Genomic DNA, 23,023 nt, shown 5'->3' with positions numbered 1-23,023 from the left:
CGTCCGTCCCCGCGGGGGAGGGATCAGTCCTCCTCGACCGGGTCCACCCGCCAGTCGGGACGGCCGGGCATGGGCGGGGTGTGCGGCCCGTACAGCCACGGGTTCAGAAAGGGCGTCAGATCCCGTCCGGCCACGTCGGACGCCAGTCTGACGAAGTCTCGGGTGCCGGCTGCGCGGCCCCGGTACGTCGTCACCCAGGACCGCTCGATCCGGGCGAAGGTGTCCTCGCCCACCTTCTGGCGCAGCGCGTAGAGCACCAGCGCGGAGCCGTCGTAGCGCATCTGGCGGAACAGGGTCCGCTCGGTGGGCTCGGCGGGCGCTCCGTCGTCGTGCCGCCACTGGTCGTGCTGTTCGTACGCGGCCCGCATCGCGTCCTCGAGGTCGGGGCCGCCGTGGCTGTCGGAGTAGAGGCGCTCGTAGAACCGGGCGTGGCCCTCGCTCAGCCACAGGTCGGACCACCGCCGGATCGCCACGCTGTCCCCCGTCCAGTGGTGGGTGAGTTCGTGGACGAGGTTGCGTTCGGCGTCGACCCGGTCGCCCAGCAGGTCGGCACTGGGCACGACGGACAGCGACTGCGTCTCCAGCGCCACCGGCAGGTCGCCGTTCCCGACCAGTACGCCGTAGCGGCGGAAGGGATACGGGCCGAGCCGCTGTTCCAGCCAGGCCAGGTGCTCGGGGGTGAGCGAGCGGTACTCCTCGGTGCCGTCGACCAGGTCCTGCGGGACCACGTCCCGGACGGGCAGTCCGCGCGGGCCGGTGCCGTGCACGACGGCGAACCTGCCGATGGCCAGCTGGACCAGCTGGGCCGCGACCGGATGCTCGGAGTCGTACGTCCACCGGATTCGTCCGTCGGGTCGCCGCACGCGCTCCACGAGCCTGCCGCCCGCCACCGCGGTGAGGCCCGGTGGGGTGGTGACGCGGAAGGTGAACGGCGCGCGCAGGCTGGGGTGGTCGTCGGCCGGGAAGATCATCCTGGCCCCGTTGGGCTGCGGCGACAGCAGGGTGCCGTCAGGGGTGGGCACCCAGCCGTAGTCCTGGATCGCGTCGTCGCGGTGCCGACGCTGCGTCGGGTCCGCGGTGTAGGCGACCCGGACGGAGAACGCGCGCCCGCGGGCGATCGGCTTCGCCGGGGTGATGACCAGCTCGTCGCCGTGGCGCACCGCCCGGGCCGGCGCGCCGTCGACGGTGACCGCGCGCAGCGTGTTGCCCGCGAAGTCGAGGTCGAAGCGGGACAGGGCCTGCGTGGCGGTGGCGCTGATCGTGGCGGTCGCGGGGAACGGCGTGGCGGGGGCCAGCCAGTCGAAGTCGAGGGTGTAGCGGCGAACCGTGTACCCGCCGTTGCCGTCGAGTGGCACGAGCGGATCGCCGATGCCCGGGGCCCCGGGCGACGGCACCTCGCCGCCCGGGCGGGCCGAGGCGCCCGCGGCCGGGTGCCCGGCGTGGGCCGGTGCGCCGCGTTCCCCGTAGGGGAGGACGAGGGTGAGGGCGGCGGCCCCGGCGATGCCGACGGCGCCGGTCAGGGTGAGGACCGCGCGGCGGGAACGGACGCCCGGCCGGGTGGACGGCGCCTTCACCGGACGATCCGGTGGGCGGGGCGGGGCCGACGGACCGGCCGGCCGCCGGCGGTCGCGTCGTCCATGGCGGCACTGTGCAGCAGGAGATCACTCATGCGGTGTCTGTCCCAACATCACAGTGGGGGCAAATCCGAAATAGTTGTCTATCGCTTGATATAAAGATCGCATGAAGGTGCGTTCGACCCGCGAGTGAACTCTGCGGGTGGGCCGCGCCTGTTGTCTGCGATTGGAGCTCCGAAGGAGTGGCATGCGGCCGTTCAGACTCGCGGCATCCCGAGAAGTATCCGTTCCCCTGCCGCGCCGGCCCGCCCACCCGGACGGCGCCCAGGCGCGCTGGTACGGACCCCTGTCGATCGGTGTGGACCTGGCCGGCGCGGCGCTGCCGGTCGCGGCGGCGATCGTGGACGTCCGCGAGCCCCACCCCCTGCGTCTGGCGGCCGCCGCCGCCCTGCTGTGGCCGCTGATCAGGGTGGTCGGCAAGCGGTACACCCACTCTGCCTGGGGCGACGGGGGCGTTCTGCGGGCCGTCACCAGGGACTGGCTGGTCCTGGTCGGAGCCCTGGCCGCGCTGCGGGTGGTGTGCGGCCTGGACAGTGCGCCGGCCGAAGCCTTCACGGCGCTGATCCCCGCGCTGATCCTCACGACGGTCTGTCAGAAGCTGATCCACCGTCATCTGCGTGCCGCCCGCCGGGCCGGCCGCGCGCTGCGCCACGTCCTGGTGGTCGGTGAGGGCCCGACGGTCGACGCCGTGGTCGCGCAGCTCGCCCAGCGCACCGACCACGCGTACGTGATCGTCGGATCCTGTCCGGTCGGGGAGGGAGAGGTGCTCTCCGGCGTGCCCGTGGACCTGCGGTTGCCCCGCGAGGCGCCCGAGACCCCCGATCAGGACGCCACGGTGGTGCTCGGGGCGGCCGACACCTTCGCGGCCGACCTGGTCTTCGTGGTGCCCGGCCCGCACCTGTCGGGGGAACGGCTGCGCCTGCTGTCCTGGACGCTGCACGACCGGGGGTGCCCGCTCGTCGTGCTGCCCGGCATCATCGACGTCGCCCGCCGGCGGGTCCGGCTCACCTCGGCGGCCGGACTCACCCTGCTGCACATCGTGCCGCCGCTGCGCCGGGGCACGCCGACGCTGCTCAAGGCCGCCGTGGACCGCGTGGGCGCTCTGCTGCTGATCATGCTGCTCTCGCCGCTGCTGCTCCTGCTGGCGCTGGCCGTCCGGCTGGGCTCACCCGGCCCGGCCCTGTACCGGCAGACGCGGGTGGGCCGGCACAACACCCGCTTCCTCATGTGGAAGTTCCGCACCATGGTGGTCGGCGCGGACCGGCTCAAGACCGAGCTGGAGGCGGCGAACGAGAACGACGGCCACATGTTCAAGATGCGCCGCGACCCCCGGATCACCTCCCTGGGACGTGTTCTGCGCCGCTACTCGCTCGACGAGCTGCCCCAGCTGTTCAACGTCCTCCTCGGCCACATGTCCCTGGTCGGGCCGCGCCCCCCGGTGCCCGAGGAAGTCGTCAAGTACAACCAGGTGGAGATGCGCCGGCTCAGCGTCAAGCCGGGCCTGACCGGGCTGTGGCAGGTGAGCGGACGCTCGGACCTGTCCTGGCACGAGACGGTGGCGCTCGACCTGCGCTACGTCGACAACTGGTCCCTTGCCGTGGACATGAACGTGATCGCCCGCACCGTACGCGCGGTCCTCAACGGGCAAGGCGCCTACTGAGCAAGGGTGTTCCCGGCCAGGGTGGCACCACCCGGCCGGTGCGTTCCGGGGGAACCGATCCGCCATCCGGGCAAGCCTGCCGCCAACACGCCGGAATCACGGGCCGTCGCCCCGCCCCCACGTGAAGGATCAGGGATGTGGACGCCTCGGCCCTCGGAAAAGGACACTCTCATGGCGCAGACCGCGGCCGCCCCGCCACCCGGTGACCCCGTGACGGGCCCGGCCCACCGGCCCGTCGTGGCCCGATCCCTGCGCGGCTTCACCGGAGCCGGATACGACAAGGGTCGCCCCCTGCTCGTCCAGGCCGCCTGGTTCGCCGCCCTCCATCTGCTCTTCGCCAAGTGGTGGTTCCCCGCCCGCTGGCGGCCGGCGCTGTTGCGTGCCTTCGGCGCCCGCGTCGGCCGGCGGGTGCTGATCCGACACGGCGTGCGGGTGCACTGGCCGTGGAAGCTGGACGTCGGCGACGACGTGTGGATCGGCGAGGGCGCCTGGATCCTCAACCTCGAGCCCGTCACCATCGGCAGCGACTGCTGCGTCTCCCAGAGCGCACTGCTGTGCACCGGCAGCCACCGCCGTCGTTCCGCCACCTTCGAGTTCGACAACGGCCCCATCCGGCTGGAGCCGGGCAGCTGGGTCGCGGCCCGTGCCGTGGTGCTGCGCGGGGTCACCGTCGGCCGGGGCGCGGTGGTGGGCGCCGGCGTGGTCGCCCACCAGGACGTCCCGGAGGACTCCGTCCTGACGGCTGGAGGTCGGGCATGAGACTGGTCCACGTGGTCACGCTGGTCAGCGACGACGGGGCCTTCGGCGGTCCGACGAGCGTGGCGGCCGCGCAGCTCGAGGAGTGCGCCGCCCGCGGTCACGACGTGACGCTGGTGTCGCTGTGGCGCGGCGCCGCACCGGCGCCCGGGCGCGTCGGAGCCGTGTCCTTCGTCTCCCGCCCGGCCTGGCGGGTCGTCCCCGGCCGGGGCTGCCTCGGGCTCATGCACCCCCTGCTGCTGCGGGACCTGTGGCGGGCCATGGGCCGCGCCGACGCCGTCCACGTGCACGCGGGCCGCGACCTGGTCTCCCTCGCCGCGCTCGCCGTGGCCCGGCTGAGGCGCGCGGACTTCGTGACACAGACCCACGGCATGGTCGAGCCGCGCACGGCTTTGGCCGCGCGCGTCTTCGACCGGCTGTTCGTGCCCCTGCTGCGCCGGGCCCGCGCCTGCCTGGTGCTCACCGACCGGGAACGCCGCGAACTGTCCGCGGTGCTCGGCCCGCGCGGCCCGGAACTGGTCCGCCTGCCCAACGGCCTGCGTGTGCCGGCCGACACGGCGGACCGGCCGCCGCGCGGCGAGCACGAGGTGGTCTTCCTGGCCCGGCTGCACCCGCGCAAACGTCCCGAGGCGTTCGTGGAGATGGCCGCCCTGGTCCACAAGGAACTGCCCGAGGCCCGCTTCACGCTCCACGGCGCCGACGAGGGCTCCCTCACGGGGGTGCGCCGGCTCATCGCGGAGCGCGGCCTGACCGACGTGGTCGCCTACGGCGGCGCGCTGGACCACTCCGCCGCGCTGGCGGCGTACCGCAGGGCCGCGGTGTACGTGCTGCCGAGCGTGCGCGAGCCGTTCCCGATGACGGTCCTGGAGGCGCTCGCCGAAGGTACGCCCGTGGTGTGCACGGACAGCAGCGGCATCGCCGCCGAACTGGCCCGCCGGGAAGCGGCCTCGGTGACCGACGGCAGCCCGGAGGCGCTGGCCGACGCTGTGGCCACGCTCCTCGCGGACGGAGAACTGCGCCGCAGAATGGCCGACGCGGGCCGCCGCGCGATCGACGAGGTGTTCTCGATCCGCGCGGTCGTGGACCGGCTGGAGGAGCTCTACCGGGGCCGGCCGCGCTGAGCTGCGAGGACGACGGCAGGGGGCCGGCCGCCGAGCGCAGCCGGCCCCCTGCCGTTCAGCGCAGCGGAGCCCGGCTCGCCGTGCGCAGGATGTCCTCGAAGCGGGACGCGCAGCCCTGCAGGGCGAACTCCCGCTCCGCCAGCGCGCGGCTCTCCTTGCCCAGCCGCTCGGCCCGGGCCGGGTCGGACAGGATCTCCTGGACCCACGCGGCCGCACCGTCCAGCGCCGGCTCCTCCGGCGGGAACACCGCCGACCCCGCCTGTGACAGCAGCCGCGCGGCAAGGTTGTCGCCGGGCATCAGACCGAGCACCGGCCGCCCTGCGCACAGGTAGGACAACGTCTTGGACGGGACCGAGAACTGCCCCGCGTCCGGGCCCAGGAGGACGACGAGGACGTCACCGGTGCCCAGCACCTCGGGCAGCCGCCCGTAGGGCTGGAAGGGCAGCAGGGCCAGATCGACCCCGCGGGCCGCGGCCGCCTCCCTGAGAACGGGCACGGCGGGGCCGTCGTTGACGACGACGAGCCGCACCGGAACACCCCGGTCACGCAGCCGCTCGGCCAACCGCACCAGCAGCTCCGGATTGTGTTTCAGCCCCAGGGTGCCCGAGTACAGCACCGTCCGCACGCCGTTCAGACCGTGCTCGTCCGACCAGGCGTTGGCCCGTGCCACCGGGACGATCTCGTCCAGCGGCGCCCAGTTGGGAATGACCGTGACCTTGTCGGCGGTGCCCCACGCCTCGTGGACCCGCACGAAGGAGTCGGCGATCACCACGACCGCCGAGGCCCGGCGCGCGGACCACTTCTCGGCCGCTTCGAAGACCCTGGCGGCGACGCCCATCGACTTCGCGACCCCGGCGGCGGCGAAGCTCTTCAGCGCGACCGCGGTCACGTCCTGGTGCCACAGCACCCACGGGATGCGCAGCCTGCCCAGCACGGCCGCGGTCACGGCCAGCGTCGGGATCGGCAGGTTGGACAGCAGCGCCACGTCGGGCCTCTCGCGGTGCACCTGACGCGCCAGTTCGAGGCCGAGCCGGGTCTCCTGGTGCAGCCGGTGGAAATAGGCCTCCTTCCTCAGCCTCGTGCCGTCCCCGATGGTCACGAAGCGCGGGCCGCCGGAGTCCGCGGCGAGGTTGCCCTTGCCGGAGACGTAGGCCGTACAGGTCGAGTGGACGACGTCGTGGCCCCGGCGCGCCAACTCCCGGCTCAACTGGGCCTGGAACGGGTGTCCGCTGTAGTCGTGGACGAAGACGCGCATCGGCTCTCCGTCTCCTCGCGCGTGGCCCGGCATCACTGCTGGGAGCGCTTGACCTGGTCGTAGACCCAGGCGTAGGTCCTCTCCAGGCCGTCGATCAGGGAGATCGACGGCTCCCAGCCGTGGATCTCGCGGATCAGGGTGTTGTCGGAGTTGCGGCCGCGCACGCCCTGCGGGGCGTCGAGCCGGTGGCTGCGCTCGCAGCGGATACCGGCGATCTCCTCGACGGTGTCGACGAGTTGGTTGATGGTCACCAGTTCCGAGGAGCCGAGGTTGACCGGTACGCCGCTGTCTCCGTTCATGATCATTCGAGTGCCGTGCAGGCAGTCGCCGATGTACATGAAGGAACGGGTCTGCAGGCCGTCGCCCCAGATCTCGATCCGGTGGTCTCCGCTGAGGACCGCCTCGGCCACCTTCCGGCACACCGCGGCCGGTGCCTTCTCCCGGCCGCCCGCCCATGTGCCGTGCGGGCCGTACACGTTGTGGTAGCGGGCCACGCGGGTGGTGAACCCGTAGTCCTCCGTGTAGTGGCGGCACATGCGCTCGGAGAAGAGCTTCTCCCAGCCGTAGCCGTCCTCCGGCTGCGCCGGATAGGCGTCCTCCTCCCGCAGCGCGGTCACGTTCGGGTCGGTCTGCCGGCCGGCGGCGTAGACGCAGGCGGAGGACGAGTAGAAGTAGCGCTCCACACCGCTCTCGTGCGCGGCCTGCAGCATGTGCGTGCTGGTCAGCACCGACATCATGCAGGCGGCCTTGTTGTTCTCGATGAAGCCCATGCCGCCCATGTCCGCGGCCAGCATGTACACCTGCCGTGCGCCCCGGACGCCCGCCCGCGCGTCGTCGAGGAGCGACAGGTCGGCGATCACGTTCTCCGCGGCGTCGTGGACCTGGTACCACTCGTGCCGCGGCTTGATGTCGATGCAGCGGACGGTCAGCCCCTCGGCCAGCAGGCCGCCCACTAGATGACCGCCGATGAATCCCCCGCCACCGGCTACGACGACGTCGACCTGCTTGCTCATGGGCAACTCCTCTGTCCGGAGATCTGATGTGCGGTCAGCGGCCCTCCCGCGCAATGTCACTTCGGTCCATCGCCGGTCCGCACGGTGACCTTTCAGCGAGTAGCAATACATATTTGTGGTGATTTGCGGTAAATGGCACGCCGCTCGACCTCCGGCAGTCACCCGATGACTGTGTTTCGCGGACGGCCGCGCGGAGTCACCGATTCGCGCGCGCCTGGGGTGATTCGCCAAGAAAGAGCGTTATAAAGCTGTCGATGATGTTTCAGCCGAAATGTCCGAGTAGCGGAGAAGTCGGGACGCGGGACGCCGGCGTGCGCAGTGTGGCCGCGGTCTCGCTGTGGACCGGGACGCTGGTCGTCCTGCTGCCGGGCCTGATCCTCCAGTCACGCGGCACGCACGTGTCGGCGGCGCTCGCTCTGCAGAGTGCCGTCGTCGTGCACACCGGGGTGGCGCTCACCCGTGTACTCACCGCGACCCGGGTGCGGCTCGTCGCCCTGGGCTTCTGGATCTTCGCCTACATCTGGTTCGGCCTGGCACCCCTGGCCATGCTCGCCACCGACGCCTACCCGTGGCCCTACCGGGCCGACGAGGGAACCTCCCTCACGGCCGTGGCCGTCGTCGAACTCGGGCTCCTCGCCCACAGCGCGGGCACGGCCGTCGCCGCCCGCCGGGAGCACGCGCGCGCCGCCCGCCCGGGTGCCACCTCACCCGGGCCGGTCGAGCGGCTGCTCTCCCGCCGCCTCTCACCCTGGCGCCTGGTGTCGCTGTGCGCACTCGCCCTCGCCCTCGCCGTGGTGCTGATCCCCGGCCAACCCGGCGGACTGCAGGCCTACTTCACGAGCCGTCAGGCACTGCGGGAAGCGGGTGCCATGGACAACTCGGACGACGCCTTCCTGCAGGCCCTGCGCAACTGGTCGCTGTCCGTGCCCGCGTTCTGGGCGCTGGTGGGTCTGCTGCGGCTGCCGACCCGGCCACGCGGCGACCGGCTGCTGCGCGGTGTCCGTGTGCTGCTGCTGCCGCTGCTGGTGGTGCTGAACGTCGTCGTCAACAACCCCGTGAGCAAGCCGCGGTTCTGGGCCGGCACGGTGCTGCTGACCCTGCTGTTCATCACGCCCCGGCTGTGCCGGCCCCGCGCCTTCCGCGTCATCGCGGCCACCGTCATGGCGGCCGTCCTCCTCGTCTTCCCGTACAGCGACTACTTCCGCTACAGCGAGCGGGAAGAGGTCGCCGTGGTCTCCCTCGCCGAGCAGTTCACCACCAACGGCGACTACGACGCCTTCCAGCAGGTGCAGACCGGCATCGACTACGCGCGGGAAAAGGGGTTCGAACCCCAGAGCGCGTTGGGTCCGCCGCTGTTCCCGGTCCCGCGCTCGGTGTGGCCGGACAAGCCGGAGGACACCGGCATCGCACTGGCCCGGTACGCGGGCTACGACTTCCTCAACCTCTCCGCGCCCCTGTGGATCGAGAGTTATCTGTGGGCCGGCCCGCCATCGGTGGCCCTGGTCTTCTTCCTGCTCGGCGCCGCCGGACGCCGCATGGACGACGTACGGCACCGGTTGCGCGGCCGGCCGGGGACCCTAGCGGCACTCCTGGTCCCGGCCTTCGCCTTCTACCAGTTGGTCTTCCTGCGCGGCAGCCTGCTCGGCATCGTGGGCCCGCTGACGCTGCTGGTGACCGTCCCGCTGCTCATCACCACCCGTACGGCCCGGGCATCCCGGTTCCCGTCGGCGATGCCCACCGCACCCACCCGCCACGCACCGATCCCCGGAACAGGAGGGCACTCGTGACCGGCCCCATCCACTTCGACGACCCGTACGACGAGCCGGAACAGCTACGCGACCAACTGCGCCGACTGCTGCGCCACCGCGCCCTGATCGCGCTGGGGATCGTCCTGGGACTGCTCGGCGGGGTGGCCCTCGCGATGGCCCGCGCCCACACCTACGCCTCCACGAGCGAGGTCCTCGTACGCTCCACCGCCGATCCCTTCGGCACGGTCAGCGTCGCCGCCGACAGCCAGGTCAGCATGGGCACCGAGCAGCAGATCGCCGCCAGTGCCGCGGTCGCCATCCGCGCGGGGCACGCCCTGGGGGAGCCCGAAAGCAGTGCCGCGGCGCTCGGGGACGATCTGCGCATCACCAACCCGGCGAAGTCCCAGGTGCTCCGCTTCGAGTTCACCGCCAGGACCCCCGAGCGCGCGGCACGTGGCGCCAACGCCTTCGCCGAGGCCTATCTGGCCGACCGCAAGGAGCGCAACGACGCCGCCCTGAAGCGGGCCACCCACGGTGTGGAGGAGCAGATGGCTGCGGTGGCCCGGCAGGCCAAGAAGACGGAGGAGGACGGCGGGGACCCCACCACCGCGCAGAGCGAGCTCGCCGCCCTCCACAAGCGCGTCTCCGACATCAACTCCCGTGACACCGAAGGAGGCGACATCGTCCGCAGGGGCGAGGCGCCCACCCTGCCGTCGGGGCCAGGCCGACCGGTCCTGCTCATGCTCGCACTGGCGGGCGGTCTCGCCTTCGGCATCCTGCTGGCCTGGCTGCGCTCCGCCTTCGACTCCCGGATCCGGTCGGCCGAGGAGGTCCGGACCGCGCTGCGCGCTCCGGTGCTCGGCATGCTGCCCCACGACAACGACGACAGCGACGCGAACGACGCGAACGACGGGGCCGCCGGCCTGCTGACGGTCGGCCGGAAGGGCGGCGACCGCACGGAGGCCTACCGCGCCCTCGCCTACCGGCTGCGCAGGACCGGGCTCCCGGCAGGCGCCGGGCGGGTACTCGTCGTGGCCCCCCGGCGAGGCGCCGCGGCCGGCGAGGTGGCCGTGAACCTGGCCGCCGCCCTGACCGAGTGTGGGGACGAGGTGCTGCTCGTGGACGCCGATCCCGACGCCCCCGGCCTCGCGCCCGGGCTGCCGCTGGTGCCGGACGGCGCCCGCGCGGCGCAGGAGGAGTCCCTGCCCGAAGGCGGCGTCCTCGTCGACGCCGGCACCGCCGGCCGGTTCGCCTGCTGCTCCAGCGGCGGCACCGGTGCGCACGTCCAGGCGGGCGTGGCCGCCGCGGTCCGCCGGATGCTGCCCGGCGCCGACTCCCGTACGGCGGTCGTCGTCACCCGGCCGCTCCTGGAGCACACCGACGCGCTGGCCGTCGCCCAGCACGTCGACGGGGTACTCCTGGTCGCCGGTCTCGGCGCCACCCGGCGGGACGACCTCAGACGGGCGTACGAGCTGATCGGCTGCTCGGGAGGGACCCTCCTCGGCGCCGTGCTCGACACCGGCCGTCCCCGCGGAAACCTGCGCGCCGTTCTGCGCCGCAGCCTCGCACGCCGTCCCGCGGACGAGGCTGCCGCGCAGCTCGTGGAACTCCCCGCGGACGACACGCTCACGGTCTCCCGCGGGTGACCGCGCCCGGCGAGACCGCGCCCACCCCCGCCCGGGCCACGGCCCCGAGCGGGGTCGCCGCCGCCGCACGGGGCGGGTGGTGGGGGGTGGCGGGTTCCGCGACGAACGCCGTCTTCGCCTTCCTCTTCGTCGGCCTCATCACCCGCGCCGTCGGAGCGGGCGGGGCGGGGGCGGTCTTCACGGGCGTGGGCCTGTTCACCATCCTCAGCAACACCTGCAAGCTCGGGGCCGACACCGGGCTCATCCGCTTCGTGTCCCGCGACCTCGCCGTGGGCGGTGGCCGCTCGGTCGGCGCCCTGCTGCGCACGGCCGTCGTACCGGCGGCCGTGGCCGCCACCGTGGCCGCCCTGCCCCTGCTGCTGTTCCCCGCGGTGGCGACCACGCTCCTGCCGCACCTGGGGTCCGCCGAGGCGGTCACCCTGGTCCGGCTCTTCGCGCTGTTCCTGCCGGCCGCCACCGTCGGACTGGTCCTGCTCGGCGCCACGCAGGGCCACGGCACGGTGGTGCCGTTCGTCGGCGTGGAGCAGATCGGCAAGCCCGTGCTGCGGGTGCTGATCGCCGTTCCCGTGGCGTACTACGCGCCCGGGATGCTGCCGCTGGCAGCGGCCTGGCTGCTGCCGGCCCTGGCCGGGACCGTCGCCGCGTGGCTGGCCCTGCGCCGCTGCCGTGCCGCACGGGGCACGACGGCGCCGCCGGCCGGGCAGGGAGCCGCGCCCTGGCGGGCCTTCTGGCGCTTCTCGACACCACGCGCGGTGTCCTCCGTCTTCGACATCAGCGCCGTATGGGTCGGCGTCATCCTGCTGTCGGCGCTGTCCACCAGCACCGAGGCGGGCGTCTACACCGCCATCGGCCGCGTCGTCACCGCGGGCACCCTGCTGCAACTCGCCATCAGGCTCGCCGTGGCACCCGAGATCAGCCGGCTGCTCGCCGTCGACGAGGTCGCCGAGGCCCGCCACCTGCACCACGTCTCGACCTGCTGGGTCGTGCTCTTCTCGTGGCCGCTGTTCGTCCTCATCGCCGGCTTCCCCCGGACCGTACTGTCGCTCTTCGGAGCGGAGTTCGCCCACGGCGCGCCCGCCCTTGTCGCGCTGTGCGTGGCCTCGATGGTCAACGTCGCGGTCGGCAACGCGCAGACCGTGCTGCTCATGGCGGGCAAGAGTTCCTGGCATCTGGCCATCACCGCAGCCGCGTTCACGGTGCAACTGGCCGTCGGACTGCTCGCGGTGCCGGCGTGGGGCGCCCTCGGCGCCGCCGTGTCCTGGGGTGCCGCCATCATCGTGGAGAACCTCGCGGCAGCCCTGCTCATCCGCCGGCGGCTCGGCTTCACGACCGTGGACCGCGGCTACACGACCGCCCTCGGTGTCGGGCTGGTCGTCTCGGTGGTGCTGGCGGCCGTCCGCACCTGGGCAGGTGACACTCCGTCAGGACTCGCCGTGGGAATGACTTTTGGAATGTGCACATTTGGTACTAATTTGTGGTGGTATCGGAAGTCGCTGGGAGTGAGTGAACTGGTCGGAGTGCTGCGCCGTCGTGCCGCATGAGTCCACGCGGGGTCACCGGCTCCTGGTCCGGGAAGCCCCCGCGCCATTCCCCGTGCGCCGCCCACATCACTGCTATCCGGGGTGTCCATTGCGCCTGAGAAAGCTCCCGACGAACGCGGCCGCCAAGGCTGTCGCCGCCTCCCTCCTATGCTCCGCCGCCCTGTCCAACGCCTCACTCGCCGCGGCCACCGACGCAGCACCCAGGACTTCGTTCACCGCCGATCCACTGGCCACCTGGCAGACGAACGGCATCGTCTGGTCGCTGGCCGCCGCGCGCGGTGTCGTCTACGTCGGGGGCACCTTCGACTCCGTGCGGCCGCCGGGCGCCGCTCCCGGCCAGGGGGAGGTCCGGCGCCGCAACTTCGCCGCGTTCGACGCCGCGACCGGCGCCCTGCTGCCCTGCGCGCCGACGTTCACCGGCGGCGACGACACCGTACGCGCCCTCAAGGCCTCGCCGGACGGCCGGGTGCTGTACGTGGGCGGCTCCTTCAGCCAGGTCGGAACCACCGGCGTGGCGAGCGCGGTCGCCCTGAACACGGCCGACTGCTCCCTGCGCAAGCACTTCAGGCCGGGGGTGTCCGCGACCGTACGGGCCATCGACGCGACGGGCGACACCGTGTATCTCGGCGGTGACTTCGACCGGATCAGCGGCCATGCCAGGAAGCATGTCGCGGCCCTCACCCCCACCGGCTCAGTGCTGCCGTTCACGGCGGACCTCGACCGCACGGTGCGCGCCCTGTCGGTCGTACCGTCGCACCACGAGGTCCTCGTCGGAGGCGACTTCGACACGGCCAACGGCCAGGGGAGCCACGCGCTGGCCGCCCTGAACCCGGGCACCGGTGCGACGGTGCGCTCCTTTCCCGGCTGGATCCCGTCCAACTCGACGGTGAGGACCATCACGCACGACGACACCCGCTTCTACCTGGGCGGTGACGGCCACGGTCCGGGTTCCTACGACGGCCGCATGGCGGGCCGTCTGGACGACGGCGGCATGGTGTGGAAGGACGACTGCCAGGGCGCCACCCAGGCCCTGCTCCTGCACCGCGGTGTTCTCTACAGCGGCTCGCACGCGCACAACTGCGCGGGGGCACCCGGCGGATTCCCCGAGCGGGGCGACCGGGGCTCGCACCGGCAGCACCTGCTGGCCCAGTCGGTCGACAACGGGGCGATCCTGCACTGGTTCCCCGACACCGACAACGGCCTGGGGGAGGCGCTGGGGCCCCGCGCCATGACGCTGGCGCACGACACCCTGTGGGTCGGCGGCGAGTTCACCGAGGTCAACGACCGACCGCAGCAGAGCATCACCCGCTTCGGGACCGGACCCGACACCGGGGCGCCGCGGGTTCCGTCCCTCGAGCTGGCCGCCGCGACCCCCGGCGAGGTCACAGTCCGCTGGCAGGCCTCGTGGGACCGGGACACCGCCGCGCTGACCTACCGGCTCTACCGGGACGGGCGGCCCGTCTCGAGCCAGCGCTCGGCGTCCACCTTCTGGAACCGTCCGTCGATGAGCTACACCGACTCGGTGCCCGCCGGTACAAGCCACGAGTACACGATCGAGGTGACGGACGGAACGAACACCTCACGGAAGTCCGCCCCCTTGAAGGTCGCCGTGCCCGGGAGGGCCACCGACGGTGCGGCGGGTGCCACGTGAGCCTGACACGCATCGGGTACACGCCCGGGGTCTGGGACCTCTTCCACATCGGGCACCTCAACATCCTGCGAGAGGCACGCCGGCACTGCGACCGCCTCGTCGTGGGAGTCACCTCCGACGATCTGGCCCGGCGGATGAAGGGCCGGTCCCCGGTCATTCCGCTCGCCGAGCGCCTGGAGATCGTCCGCAGCCTGCGCCACGTCGACGAGGCCGTCGTCGAGTCGGAGGACGACAAGTTCGAGAGGTGGGAGGAGATCGGTTTCCATGTCGTCTTCAAGGGCGACGACTGGCGGGGAACGGCCAAGTGGCAGGCCCTCGAACGCCGCTTCGCCCAGGTCGGCGTCGACGTCGTCTACTTTCCCTACACCATGCACACCTCCAGCACCCTGCTGCGCGGTGCCCTGGAACTGGTGTCCCCGGACGCGGGCGGCCGGCAGAGCGCGGCGGAGGCGAAGGAGGACGTGCTGGCTTCCCAGGAATAGGAACGCACCCGAAAGAAGGAGACGATGACGGAAACGGGTGGCGAAATGTCCTGTGTCAGCCGTCGGCATCTGCTGCGCGGCGGAGCGTCGGTGTTGGCCGCGACGTCCCTGTCCACCCCCGGCGCCTCCGCCCTCGGCACCCCGTCCGGGCGCGGACGCTCCCCGGCGCTGCCGGAATCCGTGGTCAACGTGGCCGACCTCGGGGCGGTCGGCGACGGGCGGACCGACGACACCGGAGCGTTCGAGATCGCCTACTCGTTCGCCGCCGCCCGCGTCTCCGGGAGGGTCGGACGCGTCGTCATCGAGATCCCGGCCGGCGAGTTCCTCATCACCCGTCCGCACGCGCTGCTGAACGGCACCGCTCCGCCGCGGCCCGCGAACGGCCTGCGCTTCTCCGGGGCGGGCAAGCGCATGACGACCCTCGTGTTCCGCCCGGACACCGGGCCCGGCTCCCATCTCTGCCGCAACGAGGACGTCTGGTCGAACCTCTCCTTCGAGCGCATGACGTTCCGCTCGGCCACGCCCGGCGCCTCCTTCTTCAACTCGTACTCGACCGGGCAGGCGCAGGACTACCGGTTCTCGGAGTGCGAGTGGTCCGGGGAATGGGAGTACGGGCTCGCCCTGGACGGCACGAACACCAATTCGGAGATGCGATGGGAGGCGTGCCGGGTCGGCGGGAGTTATCGCCGGGCGTTTCTCTACTCGGGGCTCACACGGCGCGGTCAGGAGGAACCGAACGACCAGGACCAGTTCCTCAACTACTGGTTCACCGACATGAAAGTCGAATACGAGTGGGGGAATTTCCTGGAATTCCCCTACGGCGGATCGATCGCCTGCCGGGGCGGCTCGTACATCATCACCGGCAAACGCCCGCAGAGCACCGAGGCCTACGGCACCACCAGCACCTTCTTCCGTTTCCCCGTCGCCCAGCACCATGACTCGGTGCAGCGGTTCCACGCCCAGGACATCCGTTTCGAGGTGCGCAATCCCGACGCGGTGGTCATCGACTGCGTGTGGAAGAGCGGGACGGTCCACTTCAGCGACTGCGACGACACCGCCCTCGGCTACCGGGACTTCTCCGCCGACGTCCGCCCGCATCGTTACACGGTGGGTCCGCGCGGACCGCTGATCCGTTACGACTCCTGCCAGTTGGTGGGCCGCCACGAGTACCGCACGGCCGCACCGAAGGACACCCCTCCGGCGGTCGCCCGCTACGACATGTGCCTGTTCCGCAGCCACCCGGCCCGTGACTTCGTGGTCGCGGACGGCGTCGACCGGCCCGGCTTCGTGCAGTTCGTCGACTGTATCGGGGCGCAGAGCGCGAGCGATGCGTCCCAGCCGACAGCCCCCGCCCTCCCGCCTCCGTGCCTCGGTCCGAGCCGGTCCACGCACGAGTCGCCGAGCCCGGCCGAGTCCCCGAGCCCGACGCCCGCCACGGCGTCCGTGCCGAGCCCCGCGGCGGCCTCGGCCGCCCCGGGCACGCCGAAGCAGCCCGTCGGCGGCCAGGCCGACTGCTCGCCCGAGCGGTAGATCCATGGCCGCCCGTGGACGCTCAGTCGATTCCGGAAGTGACGCTGCCCCAACTGCCATGACGACCGGTCACTCGTAGGAGGGGATTTCCGACGCCGGTGCACCGGTGGTCGGCGAGTCGAGCCCAGGATCATTTTCGTGAACCCTTTGTCCAGCCGCGCCGCAGTATTCGCGTCGCCACGGAATAGCCCGTCAGCTGGATGGCGGGGTCCGACTGGTCATCGTTTCAAGGGGCGCGCTCAATACTCATTGAGCGCACCTGTCGTTCGCATTCGGTCGCACCATTCCCGTCACGCATCATGCGGCCGTCAGACACGGTAGAAAGGCATCACATGTCACGCTTGGCGCATTCGGCGCTGCGTCGCGTCCGTCCGGGCGTAGCCGCGGGCACCGCCGCAGCCGCTCTTCTCATCGCCGTCCAGCCGCCGGCGACCGCGGCCCCATCGGCGACGGGCCCCGGGACAGAGGCCCGAGCGGTCGTCGGCGGCTCGCCGTCGGGCGTGTCCACCCTCTCCGACAAGTGGACCAGGCCCTGGGCCATCTCCTTCCTGCCGAGCGGCAGGGCAGCACTGGTGACCGAGCGTCACACGTCCCAGGTCTATCTGCAGGAGCGGGACGGCACCAAGAAGCTGGTGGGGACGGTGCCCTACACGGCCATCGGGACCGGCGGCCCCGGGGTGGGCGTCGGCGGGCTGCTGGGGGTCGCGCCCTCACCGACCTGGAACGGCACGACGGACCAGGACGTGTTCTTCGTCCACACGGCCGCCAACGACACCCGTGTCGTGAAGATGCGCTTCAACGGCTCCACGCTCAGCGGCTACTCCGTCCTGGTCGACGGAATCAAGCGGGGTGGGGACCACAACGGCGGCAAGATCGCCTTCGGACCCGACGGATATCTGTACGTGACCACCGGCGATGCCCTGACCGGGAATCTGGCACAGGACCCGAACTCCCTCAACGGGAAGATCCTGCGCATCACCAGGACCGGTGCGGCGGCGCCCGGCAACCCGTTCGGCAATCGTGTCTACAGCCTCGGTCACCGCAACCCCCAGGGCTTGGCGTGGGATGCGCGCGGCAGGCTGTGGGAGGACGAGATCGGCGAGGCCACCTGGGACGAACTGAACCAGATCGAGCCGGGCAGGAACTACGGCTGGCCCGCCTGCGAGGGCCCGTGCTCCGCCAAGGGCATGACGAATCCCAAGTTCGTCTGGAATCCGGCCCAGGGCGGAGTACCCGGCCAGATCGCCATCGTCAACGACGTCATCTACGCGACGGCCCTGCGCGGGGAGCGGCTGTGGTCGCTGCCGATCGACTCCTCCGGTCGGAACATCGGACCGGCGACGTCGTACTACACCAATGTCTACGGGCGGCTGCGCGGAATTGCCAAGGTACCCGGCGCCGACCAGCTCTGGCTGGGCACGAGCGACCGCGGCCCCGGTATGGACCTCGTCCTCCAGGTGACCCTCAAGTGAAGACCCCCCTCCCGACCAGGGAGGGTCAACTCACCCTTGCCGAAAGGAAGGTACGCACCATGAACGAAGCCATCGAGCAGGTCGAGCAGGCGGCCGGGACCGCGGAGGAGACCGAGCAGACCGCGTGGCAGACGCCCGGGTACGCGATCGTCGACACCGCGCTCGAGGTCACCGCCTACTCGCTCAGCGTCCGCTAGCCGCCGGCATGCTGCTGCAGGTGCTGGGCACCGCGGCCGGCGGCGGCATCCCCCAGTGGAACTGCGCGTGCCCCGGGTGCTCCGGGGCACGCGCCCACTCAGGTCGGCGCCGCAGACACGCCTCGCTTGCCGTCCGTGCCGACGAGGGCCGGTGGTACCTCGTCAACGCCACCCCCGACATCGGCGACCAGATCGAGGCCCACCCGGTCCTCACCCCGGGGCCCCGGCCCCGGCAGACGCCGATCGCCGGAGTCGTCCTCACCGACGCCGAACTCGACCACACCCTGGGCATCTGGCGGCTGCGCGAGGCCGACGGCCTGGAGATCCTCGCCACCGCCCCGGTCCGCCAGGCCCTCGACGACCGACTGCGCCTGAGCCGGGTGCTCACCCCCTACACCGACCTGACCTGGCGGGAACTGGACTGCCGGGGCGCGCGGCCGCTGACCGCCGACGCGCACGCATCCGGCGTACGGATCAGCGCGGTGCCCGTCTCGGGCAAGCGCCCGCGCTACGCCGCCGACGCCCCCGGGCACGACGCCTGGGTCGTCGCGCTGCACCTGTACGACCCGGCCACCGGCGGATCCGCCCTCTACGCACCCGCCGTGGCCGAATGGTCCGAGGCGCTGCGGCAGGCCGCCGCCGAGGCCGACTGCGTCATCGTCGACGGCACCTTCTGGGACGACGCGGAGCCCCGCCACACCGGCATCTCCACCCGCACCGCCACGGGCATGGGCCACCTGCCCATCGACGGACCGGGCGGCACCGCGCGCATCCTCGCCACGCTGTCCGCCCGCTGTCTCTACACGCACCTCAACAACACGAATCCCCTCGTCGACCCCGCCGCACCGCAGCACAAGCGGCTCGCCCGGCTGGGCCTCGAGGTGGCCGAAGACGGAATGGTGATCGAGCTGTGACCACGACACTTGTCCCGCCGACGGAGCCCTGGAGCCCCGCCGAGTTCGAGGCCCGCCTGCGCGAGGTGGGCCAGGGGCGCTACCACGACCGCCATCCCTTCAACGTCCGCATGCACCAGGGCGATCTCACCCCGGCCGAGCTGCGCCGCTGGATCACCAACCGCTTCCACTACCAGCGTCATATTCCGGTCAAGGACGCGCTGATCGTCGCCAAGCTGGACTCGTCGCGGCTGCGGCGCAAGTGGGTGCGGCGGATCGAGGACCACGACGGGCGCGGCGAGGCCGAGGGCGGCATCGAGCGCTGGCTGCGACTCGGCGAGGCGGCCGGCCTGGACCGCCGGACCCTGCTGTCGGGCGAGGAGGTACTGCCGGGCGTACGGCTGGCCGTCGAGGGCTACGTCAACTTCTGCCGCCTGCGCTCACCCCTGGAGGCCGTCGCCGCCTCGCTCACCGAGCTGACCGCTCCCGACCTGATGCGCCTGCGCATCGAGGCGTTCGAGCGCCACTACTCCTGGATCGCCCAGGACGGGCTCGCCTACTTCCGCACCCGCGTCGACCAGGGCCGGCGCGACAGCGCCGAGGCGCTGGAACTCGTCCTCGAGTGGGCCCGCACCCGCCGGGACCAGCAACGGGCCGTGGCCGCGCTCTCCTTCAAGTGCGACGTGCTGTGGGCCCTGCTCGACGCCGTGCAGCACGCCGGCCGGCCCGAGCCCGACGGGCAGGACGAGCGAGCCGGCCGGCCCGAGCAGGCCGGACCGCAGCACCGGGACGACCGGCGGGAGCGCGTGTGATGCCCGAGCCCGACAACCAGTGGTGCCCCGCCCTCGCCCCCGCGCTGGCGCTGCGGCACGACGCCGTACGCGGCGCCGACCTGCTGGTCATGCCGGAACGCGTGGTCGTCCTGGAAGGACACGCCGGCACCGTCGTCGGCCTGTGCGACGGGACCCGTACCGTGCACGGGATCGTCGGTGAGCTGGCCGGGCGCTTCCCCGGCGCACCGGTGGCCGCCACCGTCCCCTCATTCCTGGACCGCATGCGGCAGGAGGGCTGGCTCAGGTGACCGACGTGAAGGCCGTCTCCGCCGGGAACCCCGCACGCCCCTGGGCGCTGCTCGCCGAACTCACCCACGCCTGCCCGCTGCACTGCCCCTACTGTTCGAACCCGCTCGAACTGGCCCGTCGCTCCACGGAACTGACCACCGACCAGTGGACCGACGTGCTGCGCCAGGCCGGTGAGCTGGGCATCGTGCACACGCATCTGTCCGGCGGCGAGCCGCTGCTGCGGGACGACCTCGAGCGGATCGTCGCCGCCGCCGAAGCCGCCGGGATCTACACCCAGTTGGTCACCAGCGGCACCGGCCTGGACGAGGCCCGGCTGGCCGCGCTCACCGGGGCCGGGCTGCGCAGCGTCCAACTCTCCGTGCAGCACGCCGAGTCCGGCGCCAACGACCGCATCGCCGGACGCCCCTCCTCCTTCGCCGCGAAAGAACGGGCCGCGGCTCTGGTCCGCCGGGCCGGGCTCCCGCTCGGCCTCAACGTCGTACTGCACCGCGACAACCTCGACGCCGTCGACGCGCTCATCGAGCTGGGCATGGCCTGGGGAGTGGACCGCATCGAGCTGGCCAACACGCAGTTCTACGGCTGGGGCCTGCTCAACCGCGCCGCGCTGCTGCCCACCCGCGACCAGCTCGCCCGCGCCCGGGAGACCGTCGAACGCCGCCGGGACCAACTCGCCGGGCGCATCGACCTGGTGTGGGTCGTCCCCGACTACTTCGACGGCGTCGCCAAGCCCTGCATGGGCGGCTGGGGCGCGGTCTCGCTCACCGTCGCACCGGACGGCACCGCGCTGCCCTGCCCGGCCGCCGCCTCCCTGCCTGACCTCGAACCGCCCAATGTGCGCGACCGTCCGCTCGCCTGGATCTGGGAGCGGTCCCCGGCCTTCAACCGCTTCCGCGGCACCGGCTGGATGACGGGCCCCTGCGGCGAGTGCCCCCGCCGCGAGGAGGACTTCGGCGGCTGCCGCTGCCAGGCGTTCGCGCTCACCGGCGACGCCACCCGCACCGACCCGGCGTGCGCGCTGTCCCCCGACCATCACCTCGTCCGCGACCTGGCCGACGGGGGCCGGCCCGAGGCACCGCCGTACGTCTACCGCCGGCCCGGGGCGGTACCGGCACCGTCCCACACCGTCACCGCCGCGGACAGCCAGGAGGCCAGGACATGACCGGGGTGCACGCGCCGGCAGGGCCGTACGGGCGTTTCCGTTTGACTTCGAGCGCGCTCCAATTCGTAGCGTTCCGGTCATGACCACTGCACAGCACAAGATCGGCTCGGGGTTCGGCGCCGAGAGCACCGCCGACGAGGTCCTCCGGGGCATCGACCTCACCGGAAAGCTCGCGATCGTCACCGGCGGCTACTCCGGACTCGGCCTGGAGACCACCCGGGCGCTGACCAGGGCGGGCGCCGAGGTCGTCGTGCCGGCCCGCCGTCCGGACGCCGCCCGGGAGGCGCTGGCGGGCGTGGGCGGCGTCGAACTGGACGAGCTCGACCTGGGGGACCTGGAGAGCGTGCGGGCGTTCGCCGAGCGGTTCCTCGCCTCCGGCCGCACCGTCGACATCATGATCGACAACGCCGGGATCATGGCGTGCCCGGAGACCCGGGTCGGGCCCGGCTGGGAGGCCCAGTTCGCCACCAACCACCTGGGGCACTTCGCCCTGGTGAACCGGCTCTGGCCGGCGATCGAACCCGGCGGCGCCCGGGTGGTCGCCGTCTCCTCCCGCGGCCACCACTTCTCCGGCATCCGCTGGGACGACGTCCACTGGCAGCGCGGCTACGACAAGTGGGAGGCCTACGGCCAGGCCAAGACGGCGAACGTCCTCTTCGCCGTCCAGCTCGACAGGCTCGGCAAGGAGCACGGCGTGCGCGCCTTCTCGCTCCACCCGGGCGGCATCATCACCCCGCTCCAGCGGCACCTGCCCAAGGAGGAGATGGTGGAGCGCGGCTGGATCGACGAGCAGGGCAACGTGCTCAACCCCGAGGGCTTCAAGTCCCCGCAGCAGGGCGCGGCCACCCAGGTGTGGGCGGCGACCTCGCCCCAGCTGGAGGGCACGGGCGGCGTCTACCTCGAGGACTGCGACATCGCCGAGCCCGCGTCCGAGGGCGACGAGCGCTTCGGCGTCAAGGCCTGGGCGACGGACCCCGAACAGGCGGCGCGGCTGTGGGCGCTGTCCGCGGAGCTGACGGGCGTCGACGCCTTCGGCGCCTCCTAAGACCGGAGCGGACCGGAGCGGACCAGCGGCGCGGAGCCCTTGTCGGCTCCGCGCCGTGGCCCGAGGGAGGCGCCGCTACCGTCTCGGCCGGCGGCTCGGCGCCCGCGAGCCGGCCTTGTTCTTCTCGGACGTGGTGCTCACCTGTTCGGAGTCGAGTATGTGATCGCCGTACAGGTCCTGCAGCCAGTTGCTCTGGTAGATGGTGTCGAGGTACCGCTCGCCGAGGTCGGGTGCGATGGCCACCGCGGTGAGGCCGTGCGTGTCGTGCTGGGCCAGCCAGTCCGTCGCGCCGCTGACCACCGTCCCCGTGGAGCCGCCGAACAGGAAGCCCCGTCTGGCCATGCGGTGACAGGTACGGATGGTGTCCGCCTCCTCCACCTGGATGACCTCGTCCACGAAGGACTCGTCGAGCAGCGGGGGAACCATGCTCATCCCCAGGCCGGGGATCATCCGGCGGCCCGGCTCGCCGCCGAACGCCACCGAGCCCACGCTGTCGATGGCGACGATCCGCACGGGCCGGTGCCACTCCCGGAAGTAGCGCGCGCAGCCCATCAGGGTCCCGGCGGTGCCCGCGCCGATGAACAGCACGTCCAGCCGCGGGAAGTGAGCGGCGATCTCCGGCGCCGTCGTGCGGTAGTGCGCCCGCCAGTTGCCCGAGTTGGTGTACTGGCTGAGCCACACGTACCGCTCGTCGGACGCGCACAGCGAGCGGACGTACTCGATCCGGGTGCCGAGGAACCCGCCGTTCTCGTCCAGGTCGGCCACGACGTGCACCTGGCTGCCGAGCGCCTCCATCAGCAGTCTGGTCGACAGGTTGCAACGGGAGTCCGTCACGCACAGGAACCGGTAGCCCTTGCTCGCGGCGATCATGCTGAGCGCCACGCCCAGGTTCCCGGAGGAGGATTCGACGAGGATGGAATCCGGCGTCAGGACCCCGTCCCGCTCGGCGCTCTCCACCATCTCGTTCGCGGCCTTCAACTTGATGGAGCCGGCGAAGTTGAAACCCTCGCACTTCAGGTAGAGGGGGTGTCCGAAGATCGACTCGAGGTCGACGAAGAGCCGGCCTTCGTTGAAATCATGGGGAGCGGAAATTACGGGCACGGTGGGCCTCCTGGTGCCAGGGCCGAGGGCGACAGCC

20 protein-coding genes are annotated in these 23,023 nt (G+C 72.2%); 16 read left to right on the top strand and 4 right to left on the bottom strand.

The window, feature by feature from the left end:
• Nucleotides 1–23 precede the first annotated feature (23 nt).
• Nucleotides 24–1,574, bottom strand: a complete 1,551-nt coding sequence (locus AC07CM_RS16590) for a M1 family metallopeptidase (RefSeq protein ID WP_478877099.1) — start codon at nucleotides 1,572–1,574, stop codon at nucleotides 24–26.
• 358 nt (nucleotides 1,575–1,932) lie between these two features.
• Between AC07CM_RS16590 and AC07CM_RS16585 the strand changes: the two genes are divergently transcribed.
• From AC07CM_RS16585 to AC07CM_RS16575, 3 genes are all read left to right on the top strand, one after another.
• Complete coding sequence (locus tag AC07CM_RS16585) at nucleotides 1,933–3,294, top strand: exopolysaccharide biosynthesis polyprenyl glycosylphosphotransferase (RefSeq protein WP_478877287.1); 1,362 nt, start codon at nucleotides 1,933–1,935, stop codon at nucleotides 3,292–3,294.
• 171 nt (nucleotides 3,295–3,465) lie between these two features.
• On the top strand, nucleotides 3,466–4,053 hold the full coding sequence (locus AC07CM_RS16580; protein ID WP_478877098.1) for a DapH/DapD/GlmU-related protein: 588 nt from the start codon (nucleotides 3,466–3,468) through the stop codon (nucleotides 4,051–4,053).
• A complete protein-coding gene (locus tag AC07CM_RS16575; protein WP_478877097.1) occupies nucleotides 4,050–5,171 on the top strand; it encodes a glycosyltransferase in 1,122 nt (373 codons plus the stop codon). Before AC07CM_RS16580 ends, AC07CM_RS16575 begins: the two co-directional genes overlap by 4 nt.
• 55 nt (nucleotides 5,172–5,226) lie before the next feature.
• On the opposite strand, the gene AC07CM_RS16570 is transcribed toward AC07CM_RS16575, so the two are convergent.
• Together AC07CM_RS16570 and AC07CM_RS16565 are read right to left on the bottom strand one after the other, a co-directional pair.
• Nucleotides 5,227–6,426 (bottom strand): glycosyltransferase family 4 protein, encoded by a 1,200-nt coding sequence (locus AC07CM_RS16570; RefSeq protein ID WP_478877096.1) that lies wholly within the window; start codon nucleotides 6,424–6,426, stop codon nucleotides 5,227–5,229.
• A gap of 32 nt (nucleotides 6,427–6,458) precedes the next feature.
• The gene (locus tag AC07CM_RS16565; protein ID WP_478877095.1) at nucleotides 6,459–7,439 is read right to left on the bottom strand and encodes an NAD-dependent epimerase/dehydratase family protein; all 981 of its coding nucleotides are present in this window, start codon (nucleotides 7,437–7,439) and stop codon (nucleotides 6,459–6,461) included.
• 311 nt (nucleotides 7,440–7,750) lie between these two features.
• On the opposite strand from AC07CM_RS16565, the gene AC07CM_RS16560 reads away from it, so the two are divergent.
• The 13 genes from AC07CM_RS16560 to AC07CM_RS16500 all read left to right on the top strand — a co-directional run bounded on the left by AC07CM_RS16560 (nucleotide 7,751) and on the right by AC07CM_RS16500 (nucleotide 21,885).
• On the top strand, nucleotides 7,751–9,226 hold the full coding sequence (locus AC07CM_RS16560; RefSeq protein WP_478877094.1) for a hypothetical protein: 1,476 nt from the start codon (nucleotides 7,751–7,753) through the stop codon (nucleotides 9,224–9,226).
• Entirely contained in the window at nucleotides 9,223–10,833 is a 1,611-nt protein-coding gene (locus AC07CM_RS16555) for a hypothetical protein (RefSeq protein WP_478877093.1), read from the top strand. The genes AC07CM_RS16560 and AC07CM_RS16555 overlap by 4 nt, the downstream gene beginning before the upstream one ends.
• A complete protein-coding gene (locus AC07CM_RS16550) occupies nucleotides 10,830–12,374 on the top strand; it encodes a lipopolysaccharide biosynthesis protein (protein ID WP_478877092.1) in 1,545 nt (514 codons plus the stop codon). Before AC07CM_RS16555 ends, AC07CM_RS16550 begins: the two co-directional genes overlap by 4 nt.
• Before the next feature lie 88 nt (nucleotides 12,375–12,462).
• A complete protein-coding gene (locus AC07CM_RS16545; RefSeq protein WP_478877091.1) occupies nucleotides 12,463–14,025 on the top strand; it encodes a fibronectin type III domain-containing protein in 1,563 nt (520 codons plus the stop codon).
• Nucleotides 14,022–14,507: an FAD synthase family protein gene (locus AC07CM_RS16540; protein WP_478877090.1), complete on the top strand. Its 486-nt coding sequence runs from the start codon at nucleotides 14,022–14,024 to the stop codon at nucleotides 14,505–14,507. Before AC07CM_RS16545 ends, AC07CM_RS16540 begins: the two co-directional genes overlap by 4 nt.
• Before the next feature lie 24 nt (nucleotides 14,508–14,531).
• Entirely contained in the window at nucleotides 14,532–16,037 is a 1,506-nt protein-coding gene (locus AC07CM_RS16535; protein WP_478877089.1) for a glycosyl hydrolase family 28-related protein, read from the top strand.
• Nucleotides 16,038–16,369: 332 nt separating this feature from the next.
• Nucleotides 16,370–17,509, top strand: a complete 1,140-nt coding sequence (locus AC07CM_RS16530; RefSeq protein WP_478877088.1) for a PQQ-dependent sugar dehydrogenase — start codon at nucleotides 16,370–16,372, stop codon at nucleotides 17,507–17,509.
• 59 nt (nucleotides 17,510–17,568) lie between these two features.
• On the top strand, nucleotides 17,569–17,706 hold the full coding sequence (pqqA, locus tag AC07CM_RS16525) for a pyrroloquinoline quinone precursor peptide PqqA (RefSeq protein WP_478877087.1): 138 nt from the start codon (nucleotides 17,569–17,571) through the stop codon (nucleotides 17,704–17,706).
• A gap of 8 nt (nucleotides 17,707–17,714) precedes the next feature.
• Nucleotides 17,715–18,620, top strand: coding sequence for a pyrroloquinoline quinone biosynthesis protein PqqB (gene pqqB / locus AC07CM_RS16520; RefSeq protein ID WP_478877086.1), 906 nt, complete (start codon nucleotides 17,715–17,717; stop codon nucleotides 18,618–18,620).
• Nucleotides 18,617–19,411, top strand: a complete 795-nt coding sequence (pqqC, locus tag AC07CM_RS16515; protein ID WP_478877085.1) for a pyrroloquinoline-quinone synthase PqqC — start codon at nucleotides 18,617–18,619, stop codon at nucleotides 19,409–19,411. The genes pqqB and pqqC overlap by 4 nt, the downstream gene beginning before the upstream one ends.
• Nucleotides 19,411–19,680, top strand: a complete 270-nt coding sequence (gene pqqD, locus AC07CM_RS16510) for a pyrroloquinoline quinone biosynthesis peptide chaperone PqqD (RefSeq protein WP_478877084.1) — start codon at nucleotides 19,411–19,413, stop codon at nucleotides 19,678–19,680. Before pqqC ends, pqqD begins: the two co-directional genes overlap by 1 nt.
• A complete protein-coding gene (gene pqqE / locus AC07CM_RS16505; RefSeq protein WP_478877083.1) occupies nucleotides 19,677–20,840 on the top strand; it encodes a pyrroloquinoline quinone biosynthesis protein PqqE in 1,164 nt (387 codons plus the stop codon). The genes pqqD and pqqE overlap by 4 nt, the downstream gene beginning before the upstream one ends.
• Before the next feature lie 79 nt (nucleotides 20,841–20,919).
• Entirely contained in the window at nucleotides 20,920–21,885 is a 966-nt protein-coding gene (locus AC07CM_RS16500) for an SDR family NAD(P)-dependent oxidoreductase (protein ID WP_478877082.1), read from the top strand.
• A 75-nt stretch (nucleotides 21,886–21,960) separates the two neighbouring features.
• Here the strand turns inward: AC07CM_RS16500 and sbnA are convergent, their stop codons facing one another.
• The gene (gene sbnA, locus AC07CM_RS16495; RefSeq protein ID WP_478877081.1) at nucleotides 21,961–22,986 is read right to left on the bottom strand and encodes a 2,3-diaminopropionate biosynthesis protein SbnA; all 1,026 of its coding nucleotides are present in this window, start codon (nucleotides 22,984–22,986) and stop codon (nucleotides 21,961–21,963) included.
• Nucleotides 22,987–23,023 lie beyond the last annotated feature (37 nt).

Source organism: Streptomyces sp. NPDC044061 (assembly GCF_056434305.1).
This window is presented reverse-complemented; position numbering and strand designations above follow the sequence as displayed.

What these genes read in the sequence shown, in the direction of transcription:
- pqqA (WP_478877087.1), top strand. Translation starts at nt 17,569, where the DNA reads ATGAACGAAGCCATCGAGCAGGTCGAGCAGGCGGCCGGGACCGCGGAG.
- AC07CM_RS16570 (WP_478877096.1), bottom strand. Translation starts at nt 6,426, where the DNA reads ATGCGCGTCTTCGTCCACGACTACAGCGGACACCCGTTCCAGGCCCAG.
- AC07CM_RS16500 (WP_478877082.1), top strand. Translation starts at nt 20,920, where the DNA reads ATGACCACTGCACAGCACAAGATCGGCTCGGGGTTCGGCGCCGAGAGC.
- AC07CM_RS16580 (WP_478877098.1), top strand. Translation starts at nt 3,466, where the DNA reads ATGGCGCAGACCGCGGCCGCCCCGCCACCCGGTGACCCCGTGACGGGC.
- AC07CM_RS16565 (WP_478877095.1), bottom strand. Translation starts at nt 7,439, where the DNA reads ATGAGCAAGCAGGTCGACGTCGTCGTAGCCGGTGGCGGGGGATTCATC.
- AC07CM_RS16530 (WP_478877088.1), top strand. Translation starts at nt 16,370, where the DNA reads ATGTCACGCTTGGCGCATTCGGCGCTGCGTCGCGTCCGTCCGGGCGTA.
- pqqB (WP_478877086.1), top strand. Translation starts at nt 17,715, where the DNA reads ATGCTGCTGCAGGTGCTGGGCACCGCGGCCGGCGGCGGCATCCCCCAG.
- AC07CM_RS16535 (WP_478877089.1), top strand. Translation starts at nt 14,532, where the DNA reads ATGACGGAAACGGGTGGCGAAATGTCCTGTGTCAGCCGTCGGCATCTG.
- pqqD (WP_478877084.1), top strand. Translation starts at nt 19,411, where the DNA reads ATGCCCGAGCCCGACAACCAGTGGTGCCCCGCCCTCGCCCCCGCGCTG.
- AC07CM_RS16575 (WP_478877097.1), top strand. Translation starts at nt 4,050, where the DNA reads ATGAGACTGGTCCACGTGGTCACGCTGGTCAGCGACGACGGGGCCTTC.